The sequence below is a fragment of the Robiginitomaculum antarcticum DSM 21748 genome, assembly GCF_000365025.1.
Lineage (GTDB): Bacteria > Pseudomonadota > Alphaproteobacteria > Caulobacterales > Maricaulaceae > Robiginitomaculum > Robiginitomaculum antarcticum.
In genome coordinates this window covers 209,950-226,194 of record NZ_KB823014.1, presented here as the reverse complement: position 1 = coordinate 226,194, position 16,245 = coordinate 209,950, and the positions used below count along the sequence as shown (strand labels likewise).

At 50.2% G+C, this 16,245-nt stretch carries 17 protein-coding genes; 13 read left to right on the top strand and 4 right to left on the bottom strand.

The window, feature by feature from the left end:
• Window positions 1-31: 31 nt before the first annotated feature.
• Window positions 32-484 carry a hypothetical protein gene (locus tag H142_RS0113070; RefSeq protein WP_017932601.1) on the bottom strand — a complete coding sequence of 151 codons (453 nt, stop codon included), beginning with the start codon at window positions 482-484 and terminating at the stop codon, window positions 32-34.
• A 302-nt stretch (window positions 485-786) separates the two neighbouring features.
• Here H142_RS0113070 and mdh point away from each other — a divergent pair, with 302 nt between their 5' ends.
• The 11 genes from mdh to H142_RS0113015 all read left to right on the top strand — a co-directional run bounded on the left by mdh (window position 787) and on the right by H142_RS0113015 (window position 13,014).
• Window positions 787-1,755, top strand: coding sequence for a malate dehydrogenase (gene mdh / locus H142_RS0113065; protein ID WP_017932600.1), 969 nt, complete (start codon window positions 787-789; stop codon window positions 1,753-1,755).
• A 112-nt stretch (window positions 1,756-1,867) separates the two neighbouring features.
• The gene (locus H142_RS0113060) at window positions 1,868-2,158 is read left to right on the top strand and encodes a hypothetical protein (protein WP_026148060.1); all 291 of its coding nucleotides are present in this window, start codon (window positions 1,868-1,870) and stop codon (window positions 2,156-2,158) included.
• A gap of 127 nt (window positions 2,159-2,285) precedes the next feature.
• Window positions 2,286-2,804: a GNAT family N-acetyltransferase gene (locus H142_RS0113055; protein ID WP_017932598.1), complete on the top strand. Its 519-nt coding sequence runs from the start codon at window positions 2,286-2,288 to the stop codon at window positions 2,802-2,804.
• A gap of 21 nt (window positions 2,805-2,825) precedes the next feature.
• Window positions 2,826-3,284 (top strand): DUF2141 domain-containing protein, encoded by a 459-nt coding sequence (locus H142_RS16545; protein ID WP_017932597.1) that lies wholly within the window; start codon window positions 2,826-2,828, stop codon window positions 3,282-3,284.
• A 232-nt stretch (window positions 3,285-3,516) separates the two neighbouring features.
• Entirely contained in the window at window positions 3,517-4,710 is a 1,194-nt protein-coding gene (gene sucC, locus H142_RS0113045; protein WP_017932596.1) for an ADP-forming succinate--CoA ligase subunit beta, read from the top strand.
• 4 nt (window positions 4,711-4,714) lie between these two features.
• Complete coding sequence (locus H142_RS0113040) at window positions 4,715-5,263, top strand: hypothetical protein (RefSeq protein WP_156812032.1); 549 nt, start codon at window positions 4,715-4,717, stop codon at window positions 5,261-5,263.
• 4 nt (window positions 5,264-5,267) lie between these two features.
• Window positions 5,268-6,152, top strand: coding sequence for a succinate--CoA ligase subunit alpha (sucD, locus tag H142_RS0113035; RefSeq protein ID WP_017932594.1), 885 nt, complete (start codon window positions 5,268-5,270; stop codon window positions 6,150-6,152).
• A gap of 18 nt (window positions 6,153-6,170) precedes the next feature.
• Entirely contained in the window at window positions 6,171-9,143 is a 2,973-nt protein-coding gene (locus H142_RS0113030) for a 2-oxoglutarate dehydrogenase E1 component (protein ID WP_017932593.1), read from the top strand.
• 39 nt (window positions 9,144-9,182) lie between these two features.
• Window positions 9,183-10,811: a 2-oxoglutarate dehydrogenase complex dihydrolipoyllysine-residue succinyltransferase gene (gene odhB / locus H142_RS0113025; RefSeq protein WP_017932592.1), complete on the top strand. Its 1,629-nt coding sequence runs from the start codon at window positions 9,183-9,185 to the stop codon at window positions 10,809-10,811.
• Window positions 10,812-11,226: 415 nt separating this feature from the next.
• Window positions 11,227-12,630, top strand: a complete 1,404-nt coding sequence (gene lpdA, locus H142_RS0113020; protein ID WP_017932590.1) for a dihydrolipoyl dehydrogenase — start codon at window positions 11,227-11,229, stop codon at window positions 12,628-12,630.
• 75 nt (window positions 12,631-12,705) lie between these two features.
• Window positions 12,706-13,014, top strand: coding sequence for a DUF1905 domain-containing protein (locus H142_RS0113015; RefSeq protein ID WP_017932589.1), 309 nt, complete (start codon window positions 12,706-12,708; stop codon window positions 13,012-13,014).
• Here the strand turns inward: H142_RS0113015 and H142_RS0113010 are convergent.
• On the bottom strand, window positions 13,011-13,322 hold the full coding sequence (locus H142_RS0113010; RefSeq protein WP_017932588.1) for a winged helix-turn-helix domain-containing protein: 312 nt from the start codon (window positions 13,320-13,322) through the stop codon (window positions 13,011-13,013). The two genes, H142_RS0113015 and H142_RS0113010, sit on opposite strands and share 4 nt — an antisense overlap.
• Window positions 13,312-13,932, bottom strand: a complete 621-nt coding sequence (locus tag H142_RS0113005) for a hypothetical protein (protein ID WP_017932587.1) — start codon at window positions 13,930-13,932, stop codon at window positions 13,312-13,314. Before H142_RS0113005 ends, H142_RS0113010 begins: the two co-directional genes overlap by 11 nt.
• 215 nt (window positions 13,933-14,147) lie before the next feature.
• On the opposite strand from H142_RS0113005, the gene H142_RS15825 reads away from it, so the two are divergent.
• Entirely contained in the window at window positions 14,148-14,597 is a 450-nt protein-coding gene (locus tag H142_RS15825; protein ID WP_017932586.1) for a DUF2141 domain-containing protein, read from the top strand.
• Window positions 14,598-14,762: 165 nt separating this feature from the next.
• Window positions 14,763-15,212, top strand: a complete 450-nt coding sequence (locus tag H142_RS16720; RefSeq protein WP_017932585.1) for an OmpA family protein — start codon at window positions 14,763-14,765, stop codon at window positions 15,210-15,212.
• 59 nt (window positions 15,213-15,271) lie between these two features.
• Here H142_RS16720 and H142_RS0112990 read toward each other — a convergent pair whose 3' ends face one another.
• On the bottom strand, window positions 15,272-16,186 hold the full coding sequence (locus H142_RS0112990; RefSeq protein ID WP_017932584.1) for a tyrosine recombinase XerC: 915 nt from the start codon (window positions 16,184-16,186) through the stop codon (window positions 15,272-15,274).
• Window positions 16,187-16,245 lie beyond the last annotated feature (59 nt).

Below are 16,245 nucleotides of genomic sequence, written 5' to 3'. Positions count from 1 at the left end.
GATAGAATGATTTTCCCCTCCTTAAAGTGAGTTAGCAAGACTTACCCAATTCATCGATGCCGCCTACTATCTTACTCATTGTTAGATCAGCTTCAGGTGTCTCGCCATTCACATATTGCGCGCTCACTGCGCGGGAATCGCGAACGATTTGGCAGCCATGGGTAGATCCGATGCCTTCAATTTTGGCATAAACCGTGCTGATGGTCTGATAGACCAAAATATCTGCAAGCACGGCGTAGTTTTTTACGTGCGGGGTCATAGGCTCGCCGCTATTAATAATGTCGTCCAACAAGCGTTTGACTTCAAAGCAGTCAGTCTCTGTCCCGGCGGCATAACCGCCCTGTTGAACAGCCTTAGAACACGCAATCGCAGCACTCATATAAATCTCGATTTCCCTATCCGGATTTGCCGCGCTTTGCCCAAAGGCTGGTCCAGACATAAACGGCGCTACACTCAACCCGGTAAATATCAGATATTTAAACATGAGTTTCTCCCTTAACGCAGTGGCGTTGTAAAACAGCGTCCCATTATTCATATGCTCGTTGGCAATTACATGCGCCGCCTCCAATAAACTATATGTTTCTAGAGCGCAAAAACTGTCGTGGATTAGCCTATCAATTCACTGAACAAATATTTTGAACATTGATTAATTATGCATAAGGCAGACATTTATCAATGCGCCCCCTCCAATATCGCAAAATTGACTTAATTATCACAGGGTTTTCATTGCCCCGCAGGGTCGTGCACGTTAACAGCATGCTAAATCAGTAAATTACGGAGACCTATATGGCACGGGCAAAAATAGCACTTATCGGCGCAGGCATGATCGGCGGAACACTGGCGCATATTGCGGCGCGCGAAGAGTTGGGCGATGTTGTCCTATTCGATATTTTCGAAGGAACGGCTAAGGGTAAAGCCCTTGATTTGTGCGAGGCTACATCCGTCTTTGGCAAAGATAGCCATCTTAAAGGGACAAATGATTACGCTGATATTGCAGGCGCCGATGTCTGCATTATTACGGCCGGTTTTCCGCGTAAGCCCGGTATGGACCGTTCTGAACTTGTCGGAAAAAACCTAGGCGTGATTAAACAGGTCGCCGAGGGGATCAAGCAATACGCGCCTAAAGCCTTCGTTATCTGTATAACGAATCCGCTGGACGCCATGGTCTGGGCCCTGCAGAAATTCTCCGGTTTGTCACCGCGCAAAGTTGTGGGTATGGCCGGCGTTCTGGACAGTGCAAGGTTCCGCTGGTTCCTTGCCGAAGCCATGGGCGTCTCTGTTGAAGATGTTCACGCTTCTGTTCTCGGCGGCCACGGCGACACTATGGTGCCGCTGACGCGCTATTCGACCGTAAATGGAGTCCCGCTGCCGGATTTGGTCAAGATGAAATGGATCACACAGGAGCAAGTCGACGCGATTGTCACCCGCACCCGTAAGGGCGGCGGCGAGATTGTCGGCCTGTTGGGTAATGGCTCTGCGTTTTACGCGCCTGCTGAATCAGCCATTGAAATGGCTGTTTCTTATCTGCGCGATAAGAAACGTATTCTGCCATGTGCGGTGCGCTTATCCGGACAGATTGCAGGGGTTCGCGGTCTTTATGTGGGCGCGCCGGCTATGATTGGCGCGCGCGGAGTCGAGAAGATTATGAATATCCGTTTGAAATCCGATGAGCGCGAAATGTTCATGAATTCTGTCGCTGCGGTTGAGAAAATCATCGCCGAATGTCAGGAAATGGAACCCGAACTTCGCGATTAAAGACAGGCTTCAAAAAAATGAAAAGCCGTCCTTTGGGGCGGCTTTTTTATGTGAAGTGGATCATTATTCGGACGCGTGAGGAACAATGCGCGGAGCTGCGGATTATTCTACTATGAAAAACACGATCCAGACTGCTTCTTACCGCGCACTGTTCATGACGGCTGCGCTTATCTCTACTGTTGCTATGACGGCCTGCGTCACTGGTGGACCAGGTTCCGCGCCAAGCTCGACTAAATCAGCAGATGCTGCGCTCTTGCCCGGTCCAACATCGGCTATGCCCGCCGTTTACGATGGCGCCGCGCCGCGCACTACGCCGCTGCCTGAGCCCGGCCCGGCAGAGCCTGCCGAGGGCGCAGATATTGAAGGCGCGGGCGACGCGCCTGATTCTGACGAAAATATTTAGACCGTCAGAACGTCCCAATGAGGTGAGTCAAAGTGTATACTCTCCGAAGATCACACCACGCGGAATAGTATTTCTTTGAAATGAAGTTTGAGTGTTCAGCGCGGTACTCATGCGCTAAAAACTCCATATGAGTCATATTGTTCTGGAAACTGACCGCCTTATATTGCGCCATATTGATCCTGTAGCGGATCTTGATGCATGGACAGATATGATGAGTGATGCGCAGACGGTGCGCTTTATCGGCGGGCAAATCATGGACCGTGCGGGCGCTTGGCGTCAAATGGCGATGCTTATCGGCCACCAGGCTGTGCGGGGCTATAGTTTCTGGTCGGTCATTGAAAAATCCAGCGGTGATTTTATTGGAAGGGTCGGCCCGTGGTGCCCCGAAGGCTGGCCTGAGCCGGAAATCGGCTGGACAATTCACCGCGATTACATCCGCAAAGGTTACGCTAAGGAAGCGGGCCGCGCCTGTATTGATTATGTCCGCGACCATCTTGGGTGGAGCCGTGTTATTCATGTTATCGGTGAGGAGAATATCGGATCGATAAAAACGGCAGAGGCGCTAGGGTCAAAGCGGCTTTACCCTGTGACACACCTTCCGCCTTTCGGTGAAGTAAAATGCTGGGCTTACGGGCAGGAGTTTTAAGTTTCAAAACATGTGATCTTAATGTCTGTTCTTGGTGTGACGAGTTGCGCGGGTATAGATGCGCCGAAATTTCCACATACATCGGCTTCAACAAACCCTGAGATCAATACCGAGATTACGCCAAAGTCCAGTGTAATTGTATCTGTGGCCGGCCTTGAAAGTCTTTCCGGAACGATACGGGCGACGCTTTCTGATAAGCAGACCTACAATGCTGATACTGCAAATTTTACAGCCAATGTAAAAGTTACAGAGCCGACGGCTATGCTCGAATTCTTCGATGTTCCAGAAGGTGATTATGCGCTGCGTATGTTTCGGGATATAAATGAAAATGGCAAGCTTGATACTAATGCGCTGGGCATTCCGTCAGAGCCTTATACCTTTTCCAACAATGCGCGCAGTGCATTCGGTCCGCCTGACTTTAATTCGGCAAAATTTTCTGTCGCGGGCTCCAAAACGGTCATATCAGTTATACTGAAATAATCCCGTGTAATTTACGCGGGGCGAAGAATATGACTTATAACTCCGAATTCGCTATCGATATTATAACGCGGCGTTAGTTATATTGAGCTCTTTCAGCCCATATTTCACAAGCTGCGTCATTACATATATGTGATATGGTCAATCCGCTGTTGCAGCGCGCGGGATGGGCTCTTATAAGCGGGCTTCGCCCGGCTATCGGGGTAGACTTTAGTCACAAAGAGCACATTTTTCCATGAACATTCACGAATATCAGGGCAAAGCCGTCCTAAAAGAAATTGGCGCGCCGGTCAGCAAAGGCATTGCGATCTTTAAAGCCACCGAAGCTAAAGCCGCAGCCGAAAAATTAGGCGGGCCATTATGGGTCGTAAAATCACAAATTCACGCGGGTGGACGCGGCAAAGGTAAATTTGTCGGCGCACCCGCCGACGCTAAAGGCGGCGTGCGTTTGGCCTTTTCCGTTGAAGATGTTGTCAAAAATGCCAAAGAGATGCTCGGTGAGTATCTGGTGACCGCGCAGACCTCTGATGAGGGTAAGCAAGTCAACCGACTATATATCGAGGACGGCTCCGATATTGACCGCGAACTCTATTTGTCGATCATTATAAACCGCGATACATCACGCGTTTCTTTTATTGTCTCCACCGAGGGGGGGATGGATATTGAAGCTGTTGCGCATGATACGCCGGAAAAGGTTATCAATTTTGACATTGATCCGGCGACAGGCTTTATGCCCCATCATGGCCGCACGTTGGCCAAAGCGCTTAAACTCAAAGGTGATCTGGCTAAGCAGGCGGGAAAACTCGGCAAGATTTTATATGAAGGCTTTCTAGCCAAAGATATGAGCATGCTTGAGATTAACCCATTAATCGTTACCGAAGATCAGCGTCTGCATTGTCTGGACGCTAAAATTAGCTTTGATGAAAATGCGCTTTATAGGCATCCTGATATTGAGGCACTTCGTGATGAGACTGAAGAAGACGCAAAAGAGTTGGAAGCGGCGAAATACGGCCTGTCTTACGTAGCGCTGGATGGCAATATTGGCTGTATGGTCAACGGTGCGGGCTTGGCGATGTCGACAATGGATATTATCAAGCTTTACGGCGCAGAGCCGGCCAACTTCCTCGATGTGGGCGGCGGCGCGACCAAAGAAAATATCGTTGCTGCGTTCAAAATCCTGACGTCTGATGAAAAAGTTGAAGGTATTCTGATTAATATCTTTGGCGGCATTATGAAATGTGACGTCATTGCCCAAGGCACTGTCGACGCGGTTAAACAAGTTGGTCTGAAAGTACCGCTCGTTGTGCGCCTCGAAGGCACAAATGTCGAAGCCGGCAAAAAAATCATTAATGAGTCTGGTCTGAACGTCATTGCGGCTGACGACCTTGACGACGCAGCGCAGAAGATTGTCGCGGCGGTTAAAGGATAGGGCTGTGAGAGTATTTAAGTCTATTCGGGCCTGTTCCGCTATGTTGGTTTTAGGCTCGACATCCGCATTTGCCGGAGTGCCCCAATACGGCCCCACCGCTGAGTTTCTTAATGTCTGCGACTCAGGTAGTGGCGAGCAAGACGCTGTAGATGCGCGTTTCATGACTGAAAACTGGGATAGCGCTGATAGTGATGTTGTTGAGGCTCTTATGCCTGATGATTTCATGACGAAGGTTAACTCTGCTAAGGGTTATGTTGTCGAAATTCAAGATGGTGGCATGTGGCTAGCTCTTACGGCTAAGGGACAGCTCTCAACACAAAAATACAATTACTGTTCGGTTACTGTAATCGATGATGATCCCGATGGCTATCAACAGGATTTTGTTCACGCAAAAAACCTAAATCTTACTCAGGTCGTAGATATAGATATCGAAAAGCGCTTCACTGCGTCAGGTGAAGCGGGATCACACTATATTATGCGCGAAATACGCTCGCCTGATATAAATTATTTTACATATATTAAGATCGTGCCAGTCGTGGCAGAGGGAAATTAGAATAATGTCAGTATTAATTAACAAAGATACCAAAGTTATTACGCAGGGTATGACCGGTAAGACCGGTACGTTCCATACCAAGCAAGCCATGGAGTATGGCACGAAGATGGTCGGCGGCGTGACGCCCGGTAAGGGCGGCACAACGCATTTGGGTCTGCCGAACTTTGATACCGTGGACGAGGCCAAACATGCCACCGGCGCAACGGCGTCCGTGATTTACGTGCCACCGCCCTTCGCGGCCGACTCTATTCTTGAGGCAATTGACGCTGAGATGGAGCTGATCATTGCGATTACTGAAGGCATTCCTGTCTCTGATATGATCCCGGTTAAGCGCGCGCTTGTCGGTTCTAAGTCGCGCCTAATTGGCCCGAACTGCCCGGGCGTTTTAACGCCTGAAGAGTGCAAAATCGGCATTATGCCCGGTAAAATCTTCAAAAAAGGCACATGTGGCGTGGTTTCACGCTCCGGCACATTGACCTATGAAGCCGTATTTCAAACCACGCAGGTCGGCCTTGGGCAGACGACGGCGATTGGTATTGGCGGCGATCCCATCAACGGAACGAACTTTATCGACTGTTTGGAGTTATTCCTGCATGACGATGCAACAAAACAAATTATCATGATCGGTGAGATCGGCGGCAGCGCCGAAGAAGAAGCCGCTGAATATGTGGCGCATATGGCCAAAAAGGGTATCAAAAAGCCTATGGTGGGCTTTATTGCCGGACGCACAGCGCCTCCCGGCCGTACAATGGGCCATGCCGGCGCAATTGTGTCGGGCGGCAAGGGCGGCGCAGAAGACAAGATTGCGGCGTTGGAAAAGGCGGGGATTCGCGTCTCCAATTCTCCGGCAAAGCTCGGCGTAACCATGATGGATGTTTTAAACGGATAATATCCGAAAGAGGCTAATATGGCGGATAAATCCCGCTCCGAGCACAATCAAAACCTGATCGACACGCTGTTTCTGGACGGGGCCAATGCGCTCTATCTGGAGCAAATGCAGGCGCGTTATGCCGATAATCCCGGCAGCGTAGACGCCAGCTGGCGGGCCTATTTTGACTCACTGTCCGAAGACGGGGCGCACGCTAAAAAAGTGGCTGCAGGCCCGTCATGGAAGCAGGACGGCTGGCCCGGTGCAGAAAGCGGAGAGCTAACGGCCGCGCTCACCGGTGATTGGGGCGACGTTCCCACGCCGGATATGGCGAAAGCCAAAATTGCCAAAGCCGCGCCGCAGCTATCTGGTGATGAAGTTCGCGCTGCGGCGCGTGACAGCTTGAACGCATTGATGCTAATACGGGCTTATCGCGTGCGCGGGCACCATATTGCCAATCTCGATCCCCTGGGGCTACGGCCCCAAGGCACGCATCCAGAGCTTGATCCCGCCACTTATGAATTTACCGAATCCGATATGGACCGCGATATTTTTATCGACGGCGTATTAGGATTGGAAACGGCGACGGTTCGCGAAATTTTAGAGATTGTGACCCGCACTTATTGCGGCACCTTTGGCATTCAATTTATGCATATCTCCAATCCGGAGGAGAAGCTGTGGCTTCAGGAGCGTATCGAGGGACCGGATAAGTCGGTCAGTTTTACGCCTGAAGGACAGAAAGCAATTTTGCAAAAAATGATTGAGGGCGAAGGCTTCGAGCAGCTTTTGCAAAAACGCTACCCCGGCACCAAACGTTTCGGTATTGACGGCGCGGAAGCTGTTTTGCCAGCGCTGGAACAGATTATTAAACGCGGCGGGCAGCTTGGACTGAAAGATATAAATTTCGGAATGCCCCATCGCGGACGCCTAAACGTTATGGCTGCGATTATGCAGAAGCCATATTCCGCGATTTTCTATGAATTTCTTGGCGGTGTTGCCTCCGGGGCCGAAGATTTTGGCTCCGGTGACGTAAAATACCATTTGGGCGCTTCTGATGACCGTGAATTTGACGGTAATAAAGTTCATCTTAGTCTTGCGCCAAACCCGTCCCATCTGGAAGTTGTTGCGCCTGTTGTCATGGGCAAAACCCGCGCCAAACAACAAATGGCCTCCGGCACATATCAGTCCCATAAACCCGAAGAAGTTATGGCCGTCATCCTGCATGGTGACAGCGCTTTTGCCGGTCAGGGCGTCGTCATGGAATGTTTCCAGATGAGCCAGTTGACGGGTTACCGCACGGGTGGCACAATCCACGTTATTGTTAACAATCAAATCGGATTTACCACGACACCGGACGAATACCGCTCAGGCGAATATTGCTCGGATGTAGCCTTCATGGTTCAGGCTCCGGTTTTCCACGTGAATGGCGACGATCCCGAAGCCGTTGTCTTTGCGGCGCGCATTGCGACGGAATACCGCCAGAAATTTGGCAAGGATGTGGTTCTCGATATTATCTGCTATCGTCGCTATGGCCATAATGAAGGTGATGATCCCTCCTTTACGCAACCAATTATGTATAAGGTCATTAATGATCGCCCCAGTTCGCGGCAGGTTTATGCTGCCCGTCTGATCGAAGACGGCGCGATCACTGAGGTCGAGCATCAAAAGATGGTCGACGAATTTTATACATTCCTCGACGGCGAATTTGATAAAGCCAAAAGTTATGAAACCAAAGCGCCGGACTGGCTGCAAGGTGTCTGGCAGGGCTTGACGCTTCCGGCGGAAACTGACGGTAAACGCCGCGGTGAGACTGCTGTGACTATCGAAACGCTTAAGGACATCGGCAAGCGCATCACGACCATTCCGAATTCCGTAAAAATACACCGCACGCTTAAGCGTATTATCAAGGCGCGCGCGGAAAAGATTAAAAACGGCGCGGATATTGACTGGGGTCTCGCCGAGCATATGGCTTTTGGCACTTTGGTTACAGAGGGCCATCCTGTGCGTTTGTCCGGTCAGGACACGGAACGCGGAACGTTTTCACAGCGCCAGAGCCATTTTGTTGATCAGGATGATGAACATAAATATACGCCGCTCAATCATTTGTCCGAGACGCAAGAATATTATCAGGTTTTGAATTCGCATCTATCCGAAGAAGCGGTGCTTGGATTTGAATATGGGTTCTCCGGCGCCGCGCCAAAGGCGCTAACCATCTGGGAAGCGCAATTTGGCGATTTTGCTAATGGTGCACAGGTTATGGTGGATCAATTTATCAGCTCTGCAGAGCAAAAATGGCTGCGCATGAGCGGTCTTGTTATGCTTCTGCCTCATGGATATGAAGGGCAGGGCCCCGAGCACAGTTCGGCCCGTTTGGAGCGCTATCTTCAAATGTGCGCGGAAGATAATATGCAGGTGACGAATATATCGACGCCGGCTAATTATTTCCATGCCTTGCGACGTCAGGTGAAGCGAAACTTTCGTAAGCCACTCATTAATATGAGTCCAAAAAGCCTGCTGCGGCATAAGTTGTGTGTCTCCACACTAAAAGAAATGGGGCCGGGCAGCCGGTTCCACCGTCTGCTTTGGGACGACGCGCAATACAGGTCCGACGCGAGCGAGATTAAGCTGGTCTCTGACAGTAAAATAAAGCGCGTAATTCTATGTTCCGGTAAACTCTATTTCGATCTTTTTGAAGAGCGTGAAAAAACAGGCCGAAATGATGTTTACCTGCTTCGCGTCGAGCAGTTCTACCCTTATCCGGGTGATTCCATGACCGAGGAGCTGTCACGCTTTAAGAACGCCGAAATGGTGTGGTGTCAGGAGGAACCCAAAAATATGGGGGCTTTTGCATTCATCGAGCCGCGTATAGAACAGACGCTTCTGGGCATTGAAGCCAAGCATAGCCGCGCGCGCTATATCGGCCGCAAAGCCTCCGCATCGACAGCAACAGGTGTTGCGTCAAAGCATAAAAAAGAGCAACAGGCTATTCTTGACGCAGCCTTTGCAAAGTAAAAAACCGGCGCTTCACGGCGCAAAACAATAGGTCATATTATGACAGATATTACTGTTCCAAATGTCGGCGAATCCGTCTCCGAAGTCACCATTGCCCAGTGGTTTAAGAAGCCCGGCGATACGGTGAAGAAAGACGAGCCGCTCGTTGAGCTGGAAACCGACAAGGCTGCGCAAGAACTGGTCTCTCCTGAAGACGGCATATTGGAAGAGATCGTTGCGGAAGAAGGCGAAAATGTTGCCATTGGCGCATTGATTGCGAGACTGTCCAGCGGTAGCGCTAAAGCTAAATCTGACAGTAAAAAAGAAAAGCCTGCTGATAAAGAAAAGTCTGCTGATAAAGGCGATTCCGAAGTGAAAGCCCAGACCGAAGCGCCGAGCAGTACACAAAGCGCATCGTCAAAGAGCCCGGGCGGGGCGTCCGTCGATATTGAGGTGCCCAATGTCGGCGAATCTGTCTCAGAAGTGACTGTCGCTGCCTGGATGGTCAAAGCCGGGGATGCGGTCAAGAAAGATCAGCCCATTGTTGAACTGGAGACTGATAAAGCAGCGCAGGAATTGGTTGCGCCGCGCTCCGGCGTTATCACTGAAATTTTGATTGATGAAGGCGAAGTGGCCAAAATTGGCGATACACTTGCGCGTCTTGGCGAATCCAACAGCGCGTCGCCGGATGGCGATATCTCCGCTTCATCTGCGGGGGATGAAGGCGGCGGCATCGCCGTTACGCCTTCAGTCAACGAGACTGTGCCAAGTAATGCTAAAGCGATGCCAAGTGCAGAGCGCATTATCAAAGAAAATAATCTGGACGGTTCCGCCATTTCCGGAACAGGCCGCGATGGACGCATAACCAAAGGCGATGCGCTTCAAGCGAAAAATAATCCGGCAGGACAAAAGATGCCTGCTCCGCCTGCCAACACTCCGGAAAAATCATCTACGGCTCCTGCGACCCCGGCTACGCCGCGCGCTACAGGCGAGCGCGAAGAACGCGTGCGTATGTCTCGGATTCGCCAGACAATTGCGCGTCGCCTAAAAGAAGCGCAAAACACGGCGGCCATGCTAACGACCTATAATGAGGCTGATATGAGCCATATTATGGCGATGCGCAGTGATTACAAAGAGCTGTTCATTAAGAAGCACGGCGTTAAATTAGGCTTTATGAGCTTTTTTGTGAAAGCTTGCGTTCAGGCGCTTAAAGACGTGCCTTCGGTCAATGCCGAAATTGATGGCACGGATATTATTTTCAAAAATTATTATGATATTTCCATTGCCGTCGGCACAGATAAGGGCCTCGTTGTGCCCGTCCTGCGAGATTGCGACAGCTTAAGCCTTGGCGGTATCGAAAAAGGGATTGGCGCGCTGGGTGCGAAAGCGCGTGATGGACAGCTCTCTATGGACGATATGTCCGGCGGTACATTTACGATTTCAAACGGGGGTGTTTACGGATCCTTGATGAGTTCGCCCATATTGAACCCGCCCCAATCCGGCATTCTAGGTATGCATAAGATTGAAAAGCGCGCTGTTGTCATTGATGACGCGATCGTTATTCGTCCGATGATGTATTTGGCGCTCTCATATGATCACCGTATTGTTGACGGTAAAGAAGCCGTGATGTTTTTAGTGCGGGTCAAAGAATGTCTTGAGGATCCCGAGCGTTTATTATTGGATCTTTAATGCCAAACGCCCCGCCTAGAGCGGGGTTTTCTCTGGCTTATCCCCTCTGGGCGACTGCGGCTTATGCCGTTGTCTTATGGGGCGGGTTGGGCGCTGCAATTATGCTTCTCTTGCGCAATTAATTGGCAGTTCCGGCGTTCCTGATCTCTTTTATCGCGGCTCTGATTTGTTTTCTTCCCACATTTACTATGCCAGCCGTGAAAGGTGCAGGCGGTGAAACGTACTGGCTGATGCCGACTGTCGTAGTCGTCATTGGTACACTTGAGATTTTGTGGGCACGACCGTCAAACGACCAACGATCTTCTGAGCTAGAAGTAAATTTGACCGTAATTTACGCCGCTACGGCGTTGCGTCTGCACGCTTACCGCGCTACTTCACTGCTCAAATGGTCGACAGCTAACGCGCGGAGTTTTTTATGTCTGATGATAAAAATAATAGCTATGATGTCATTATCATTGGCGGAGGGCCGGGCGGATATAATTGCGCCATACGGTGCGGACAACTCGGGTTGAAAGTCTTGTGCGTTGAGAAACGTGACAACAAAAAGCTGGGCGGCACATGTCTTAATGTCGGGTGTATTCCATCCAAAGCCATGCTCCATTCGTCAGAGCTTTACGAGGAAGCGCGGACAAGTTTTGCTGATATCGGTATTGACGCGACTGTTAAGCTAAACTTGAAAAAAATGCTTGAGTCCAAAGAGAAGGCCGTCAACGGCTTGACCGCGGGCATCGAATTTTTGTTTAAGAAAAACAAAGTCGATCATGTTTTCGGTTTTGGAAAAATTACGGGCAAAGGCACCGTTGATATCGACGGCACAGCTTATAGTACCAAGCATATCGTGATAGCAACCGGTTCAGAAGTGGCGAAACTTCCCGGCGTAGAGATTGACGAGAAAACCATTGTGTCCTCGACCGGAGCGCTGGAGCTAACCAAAGTGCCGGGTAAAATGCTGGTTATCGGTGCGGGCGTTATCGGTCTGGAGCTGGGTTCTGTTTGGCGCCGCCTGGGCGCAGAAGTGACATTTGTTGAATATCTGGATCATATTCTACCGGGCTTAGACGTTGAAGTGCAGAAGCAAGCAACCCGCATTTTTAAAAAACAGGGTATGAAGTTCGAACTGGGCCGCAAGGTTACAGGCGTGAATAAAGGGACGTCCGGACTGTCTGTCGACACGGAAGCGAGCGCGGGCGGGAAAGGCAAGGCATTCGATGCCGATGTGGTTCTTGTCTGTATAGGCCGCCGTCCATATACGGACGGGTTGGGTCTCGATATATTGAAAGTGGCCACGGATAAGCGCGGCTTTATCGAAACGGATCATTTTAAAACCAATGTCGAGAATATTTGGGCGATTGGGGACTGCACCCATGGCCCAATGCTGGCTCATAAAGCCGAAGATGAAGGCGTGGCTGTCGCGGAATTAATTGTCGGCAAGGCCGGACATGTAAATTATGACGTCATTCCGGGCATAGTTTATACCAAACCTGAAATATCTAGCGTCGGAAAAACTGAAGAGCAGCTTAAGGAAGACGGCATCCCCTATAAAAAGGGTAAATTTCCCTTCCAAGCCAATAGCCGCGCGCGATGCAATCACGAAACAGATGGCTTTGTCAAAATACTCGCCCATGCCGAAACAGACGAAATTCTGGGGGCCCATATGATTGGCGTCAATGTTGGCGATTTGATTGCCGAGGTGTGCCTCGCCATGGAATTCAAGGCGGCTTCCGAAGATATTGCGCGCACCTGTCATGCTCATCCAACACTCACCGAAGCTGTCCGTCAGGCAGCAATGGATGTTGAAGGATGGGCGATGCAGATGTAGCGTCGCAGCATTTCGTACAAACCTAAACGGCGGCACATTACGTGACGCCGTTTTTTATTTGGGCTATGCTCTATTATGTTGTCTGAATTTTACGACTTTAAAACCGGGCTTTGGAAATGGCAGAGTGAGACGGCAACGCCATGGTATTTCTTGACTCTGCCTGACGACATATCCTCAGAGATAAAATTTTTCTGTCCTCGAAAGGGGCCGGGGTTTGGCTCTCTACGCGTCGAAGTAACAATCGGGAAAAGCGTTTGGCGAACCTCTATCTTTCCAAGTAAAGAGACTAAGAGATATATTTTGCCGGTAAAAGCAGCCATTCGTAAAGCGGAAAACTTTGGCGAAGGCGACACGGTTACCTGCCGCCTAAAAGTCATAGCCTAGCCGTCGCCGAGAAGGGCTCGCATCGCGTCGAGATAGACAATCCACGCTGCGCGTCCGTCTTTAGTCAGATAAACCAGAGTTTGCGGGCGTTTACCATTATAGCCTTTTTCTTGCCGCACATATCCGGCTGTCTCCAGCTTAGTCAAATGGGTCGACAAATTGCCATTAGTTGCGCCGGTCCTATCCAGAAGCTCAGGAAAACTCGCGGGTTCAATTGCAGACAGATAGGCCATAATGCCCAACCGCAATCGTCCGTGGATGATATCATCAATCGCGTCGATCTCAGGTGCCTCGTTTTTATCCGGCATGACGACGAACCTCTGACATTGAATATAGAGACGGGATAATAACGGTGAAAGTGGTGGCAATCGCTGCGACAAGGTACAGATGAGGCTCCCCAAGTGCAACAAAAGCAACAGCGCTGGCGATAAATCCCGTTATGGCTGTCCATTTCAGCCATGTACGACCGGTGACTTTCGCAACGATAGCGTAGCACATAGCCTGTCCGGCAAATCCCGCAACGACCATAAAATCGTAAAGAGCATAGGTTCCTCCGCTAAGCAACATTTTGAGAATAATGCCCACGAAAAGTGAGGACATCATCGCCGAATACATTGTCCAAACATAGGATTCGACTTTATTCGCCGTACTAGATGACCCGGCTTTCTGACTAATCTTTCGGCCCAGAACCAAAGTGCCCAAGCCGCCAACTACTGCAAAACCAAACCACGCAAACAATAATGTTGTTGGATCAGCGGGGAAGAGTTGCGCGAGTACCGCCCATTGATAGGTAAAGACTGCTGTCAATAATATTCCCCACATCAAGCCGATCGGCCCTCCGAGAAGGGGCGTATTTTCGCCCGACTGCGCAACAGAGCGCAGATAATCTAAATCATTTAAAGCGTTTTCGTGAGTCATCGTACTCTCCATTTAATAGTAAATATGCATAAATTCATTATTTGCACAAATTAGTTTGCAAATCAAATTAAAATGTGTATAAAACAAATAAGTTTGAACAGCAAACTAATATTACGCGTAAGACGTCTTCTAATTTGCATTCAAATAGTCGCTTGAACAAGGCGCAGTATAAGCTCCGCATCGGGCGGGGCAAAATCAGAAATAGGAGCTTTCGCATGAGCTTATTTTCAACGTCAATACGTCTGACTGGAGTCGCAATCCTCTTAGGATGCGCTTTGCCAGCATTTGCCGATGAGGCAACCATTCCGGTAATCGTAACATTAGACGGCGTACGCTCGGGCTATGCGCCACTCTATATCAGTGTTCAAAAACGTGCTCATTTCATGGGAATAAAAGGCCACAGCGAAATCCTTAAAACGACAACCGACGGCACGATGCATGTTACCGTTAACGTGGATACGCCGGATGATTACGCCGTATCGGTTTGGCATGATCTTAATGATGATGGCGTGTTTTCGATGACGGATGATTATCAAGTCCTAGACGGATGGGGCAATTCCGGCGCGACTGATTTGCGCGGACGCCCAACATTTGACGATGTTAAGTTTACGGTCACGGATAGCGGCGCTGCCACGGTTGTCGCGCTTAAATATCCCTCCGAATAGATGACTTTGCGGCTGCCGGTAGTGTCGGCAGACGTTAGCGCCTGTCCATCACCCGTTTGGACAGGCGCTTTTTTGAACATAGCATGCGGCCCTATCAAATACATTTTCATTACGGAACAACGACGTATGCCAGACGTATTACCTCCAGTTAATCAGGAGGAAACTATGCGTACTTTAATTGCAGCACTTGTGCTTTCGACCGCTATCTCAGGTATTTCGGGATGTGCGACCATGAAAAAAGACCGCTCTATGGATAAACCCATGGATATGGCGATGACCGAAGATTGTAGTGTTGATGTCTTTGCAGTCTATTTTGATACAGGAAGTGCAAAACTTAAAGGCGAAGGTCTGGACAGTGTTAATACTGCCGCCCGGACGTTCTCTACATGTGACCTCAGCTATATGGAAATCGTTGGCCATACAGACTCAGACGGCTCCGCAGAAGCGAATATGGATCTGTCACAGGATCGCGCTCTGGCCGTATCCACACGCTTGAACGACATGGGCATTGATGCTGATGTTGTTCGTATTGTTGCTGCCGGCGAGACCGAAGCAATGGGCGACAATATGGAAAATCCAGCCGATCGCAGAACGATTGTCCGCATTATCCCATAAAATGCTTTGATATTATGTGAAAAAGACGCCTTTCGGGGCGTCTTTTTTTTGGGCCGCATTTACCCTCTGGGATGGGCTTTTGCGTGAACGGCCATAAGGCGGCTGGCGTCGACTTCAGCGTAAATTTGTGTCGTTGAGAGGCTGGCATGGCCCAGCAAATCCTGAATAGCGCGAAGATCCCCCCCGCCGGCGAGCAGATGAGTAGCAAAACTGTGTCGCAAGGCATGGGGCGTTGCCGTATCCGGTAGCCCTAGCACGCTGCGCAAATGTTGCATGCGGCGCTGTATGATAGCGGGTTGCAAGACCCCGCCGCGTACGCCTCGAAAGACAGGGTCGCTCTCATCTATGACATAGGGACAGAGCCGCATATAATCTGCGACGCTATCGCGAATAACCGGCAGAATTGGTATGCGCCGCTGTTTACCGCCTTTTCCGGTCAGAGTTAGCGCCGCGCCCAGCGGTATATCGTGGCCGCATATTGACAGCGCTTCGGAAATACGAAGTCCCGCTCCGTAAAGCAGCGTCAATATAGCTGTATCTCTGGCTGCAACCCATGGCGTCATATCCGGGTCATTTGCAGCTTCTTCCAAAAGCGTCTTCGCACCATCAACACTTAACGGCTTAGGCAAGCTGCGTCCACGGCGCGGCGCGCTAATAAGATTTAAGGTGCTATTGGACACACCGTGGCGCTCGTCTAGGTAGTGATAGAAGGTGCGTAGCGCAGACAATAGACGGGCTATGCTTTTTGATCCCAACGGCATATCCCCGCTACGGCGATAGGCCAAATAGGCCCGAAAATCGCGCGGCGAGAGGGCTGCAAGGCTAGGCAAAGTGGGCGCGCGGCCATTATGCTCTGTCAAAAAGGCAAAAAAACCTGAAATATCTGTCCTATATGCGGCTACGGTTTTCTCTGCCAGTCTGCGCTCATCTGTCAGATGGTTAAGAAATCCGCCTAAAATATGAGTGCTATCCATCATGGGCGTGAATGTGAGGCGGTAATGTTAATTCCGCGTTAGCTTTTTGCGCCCCCTAC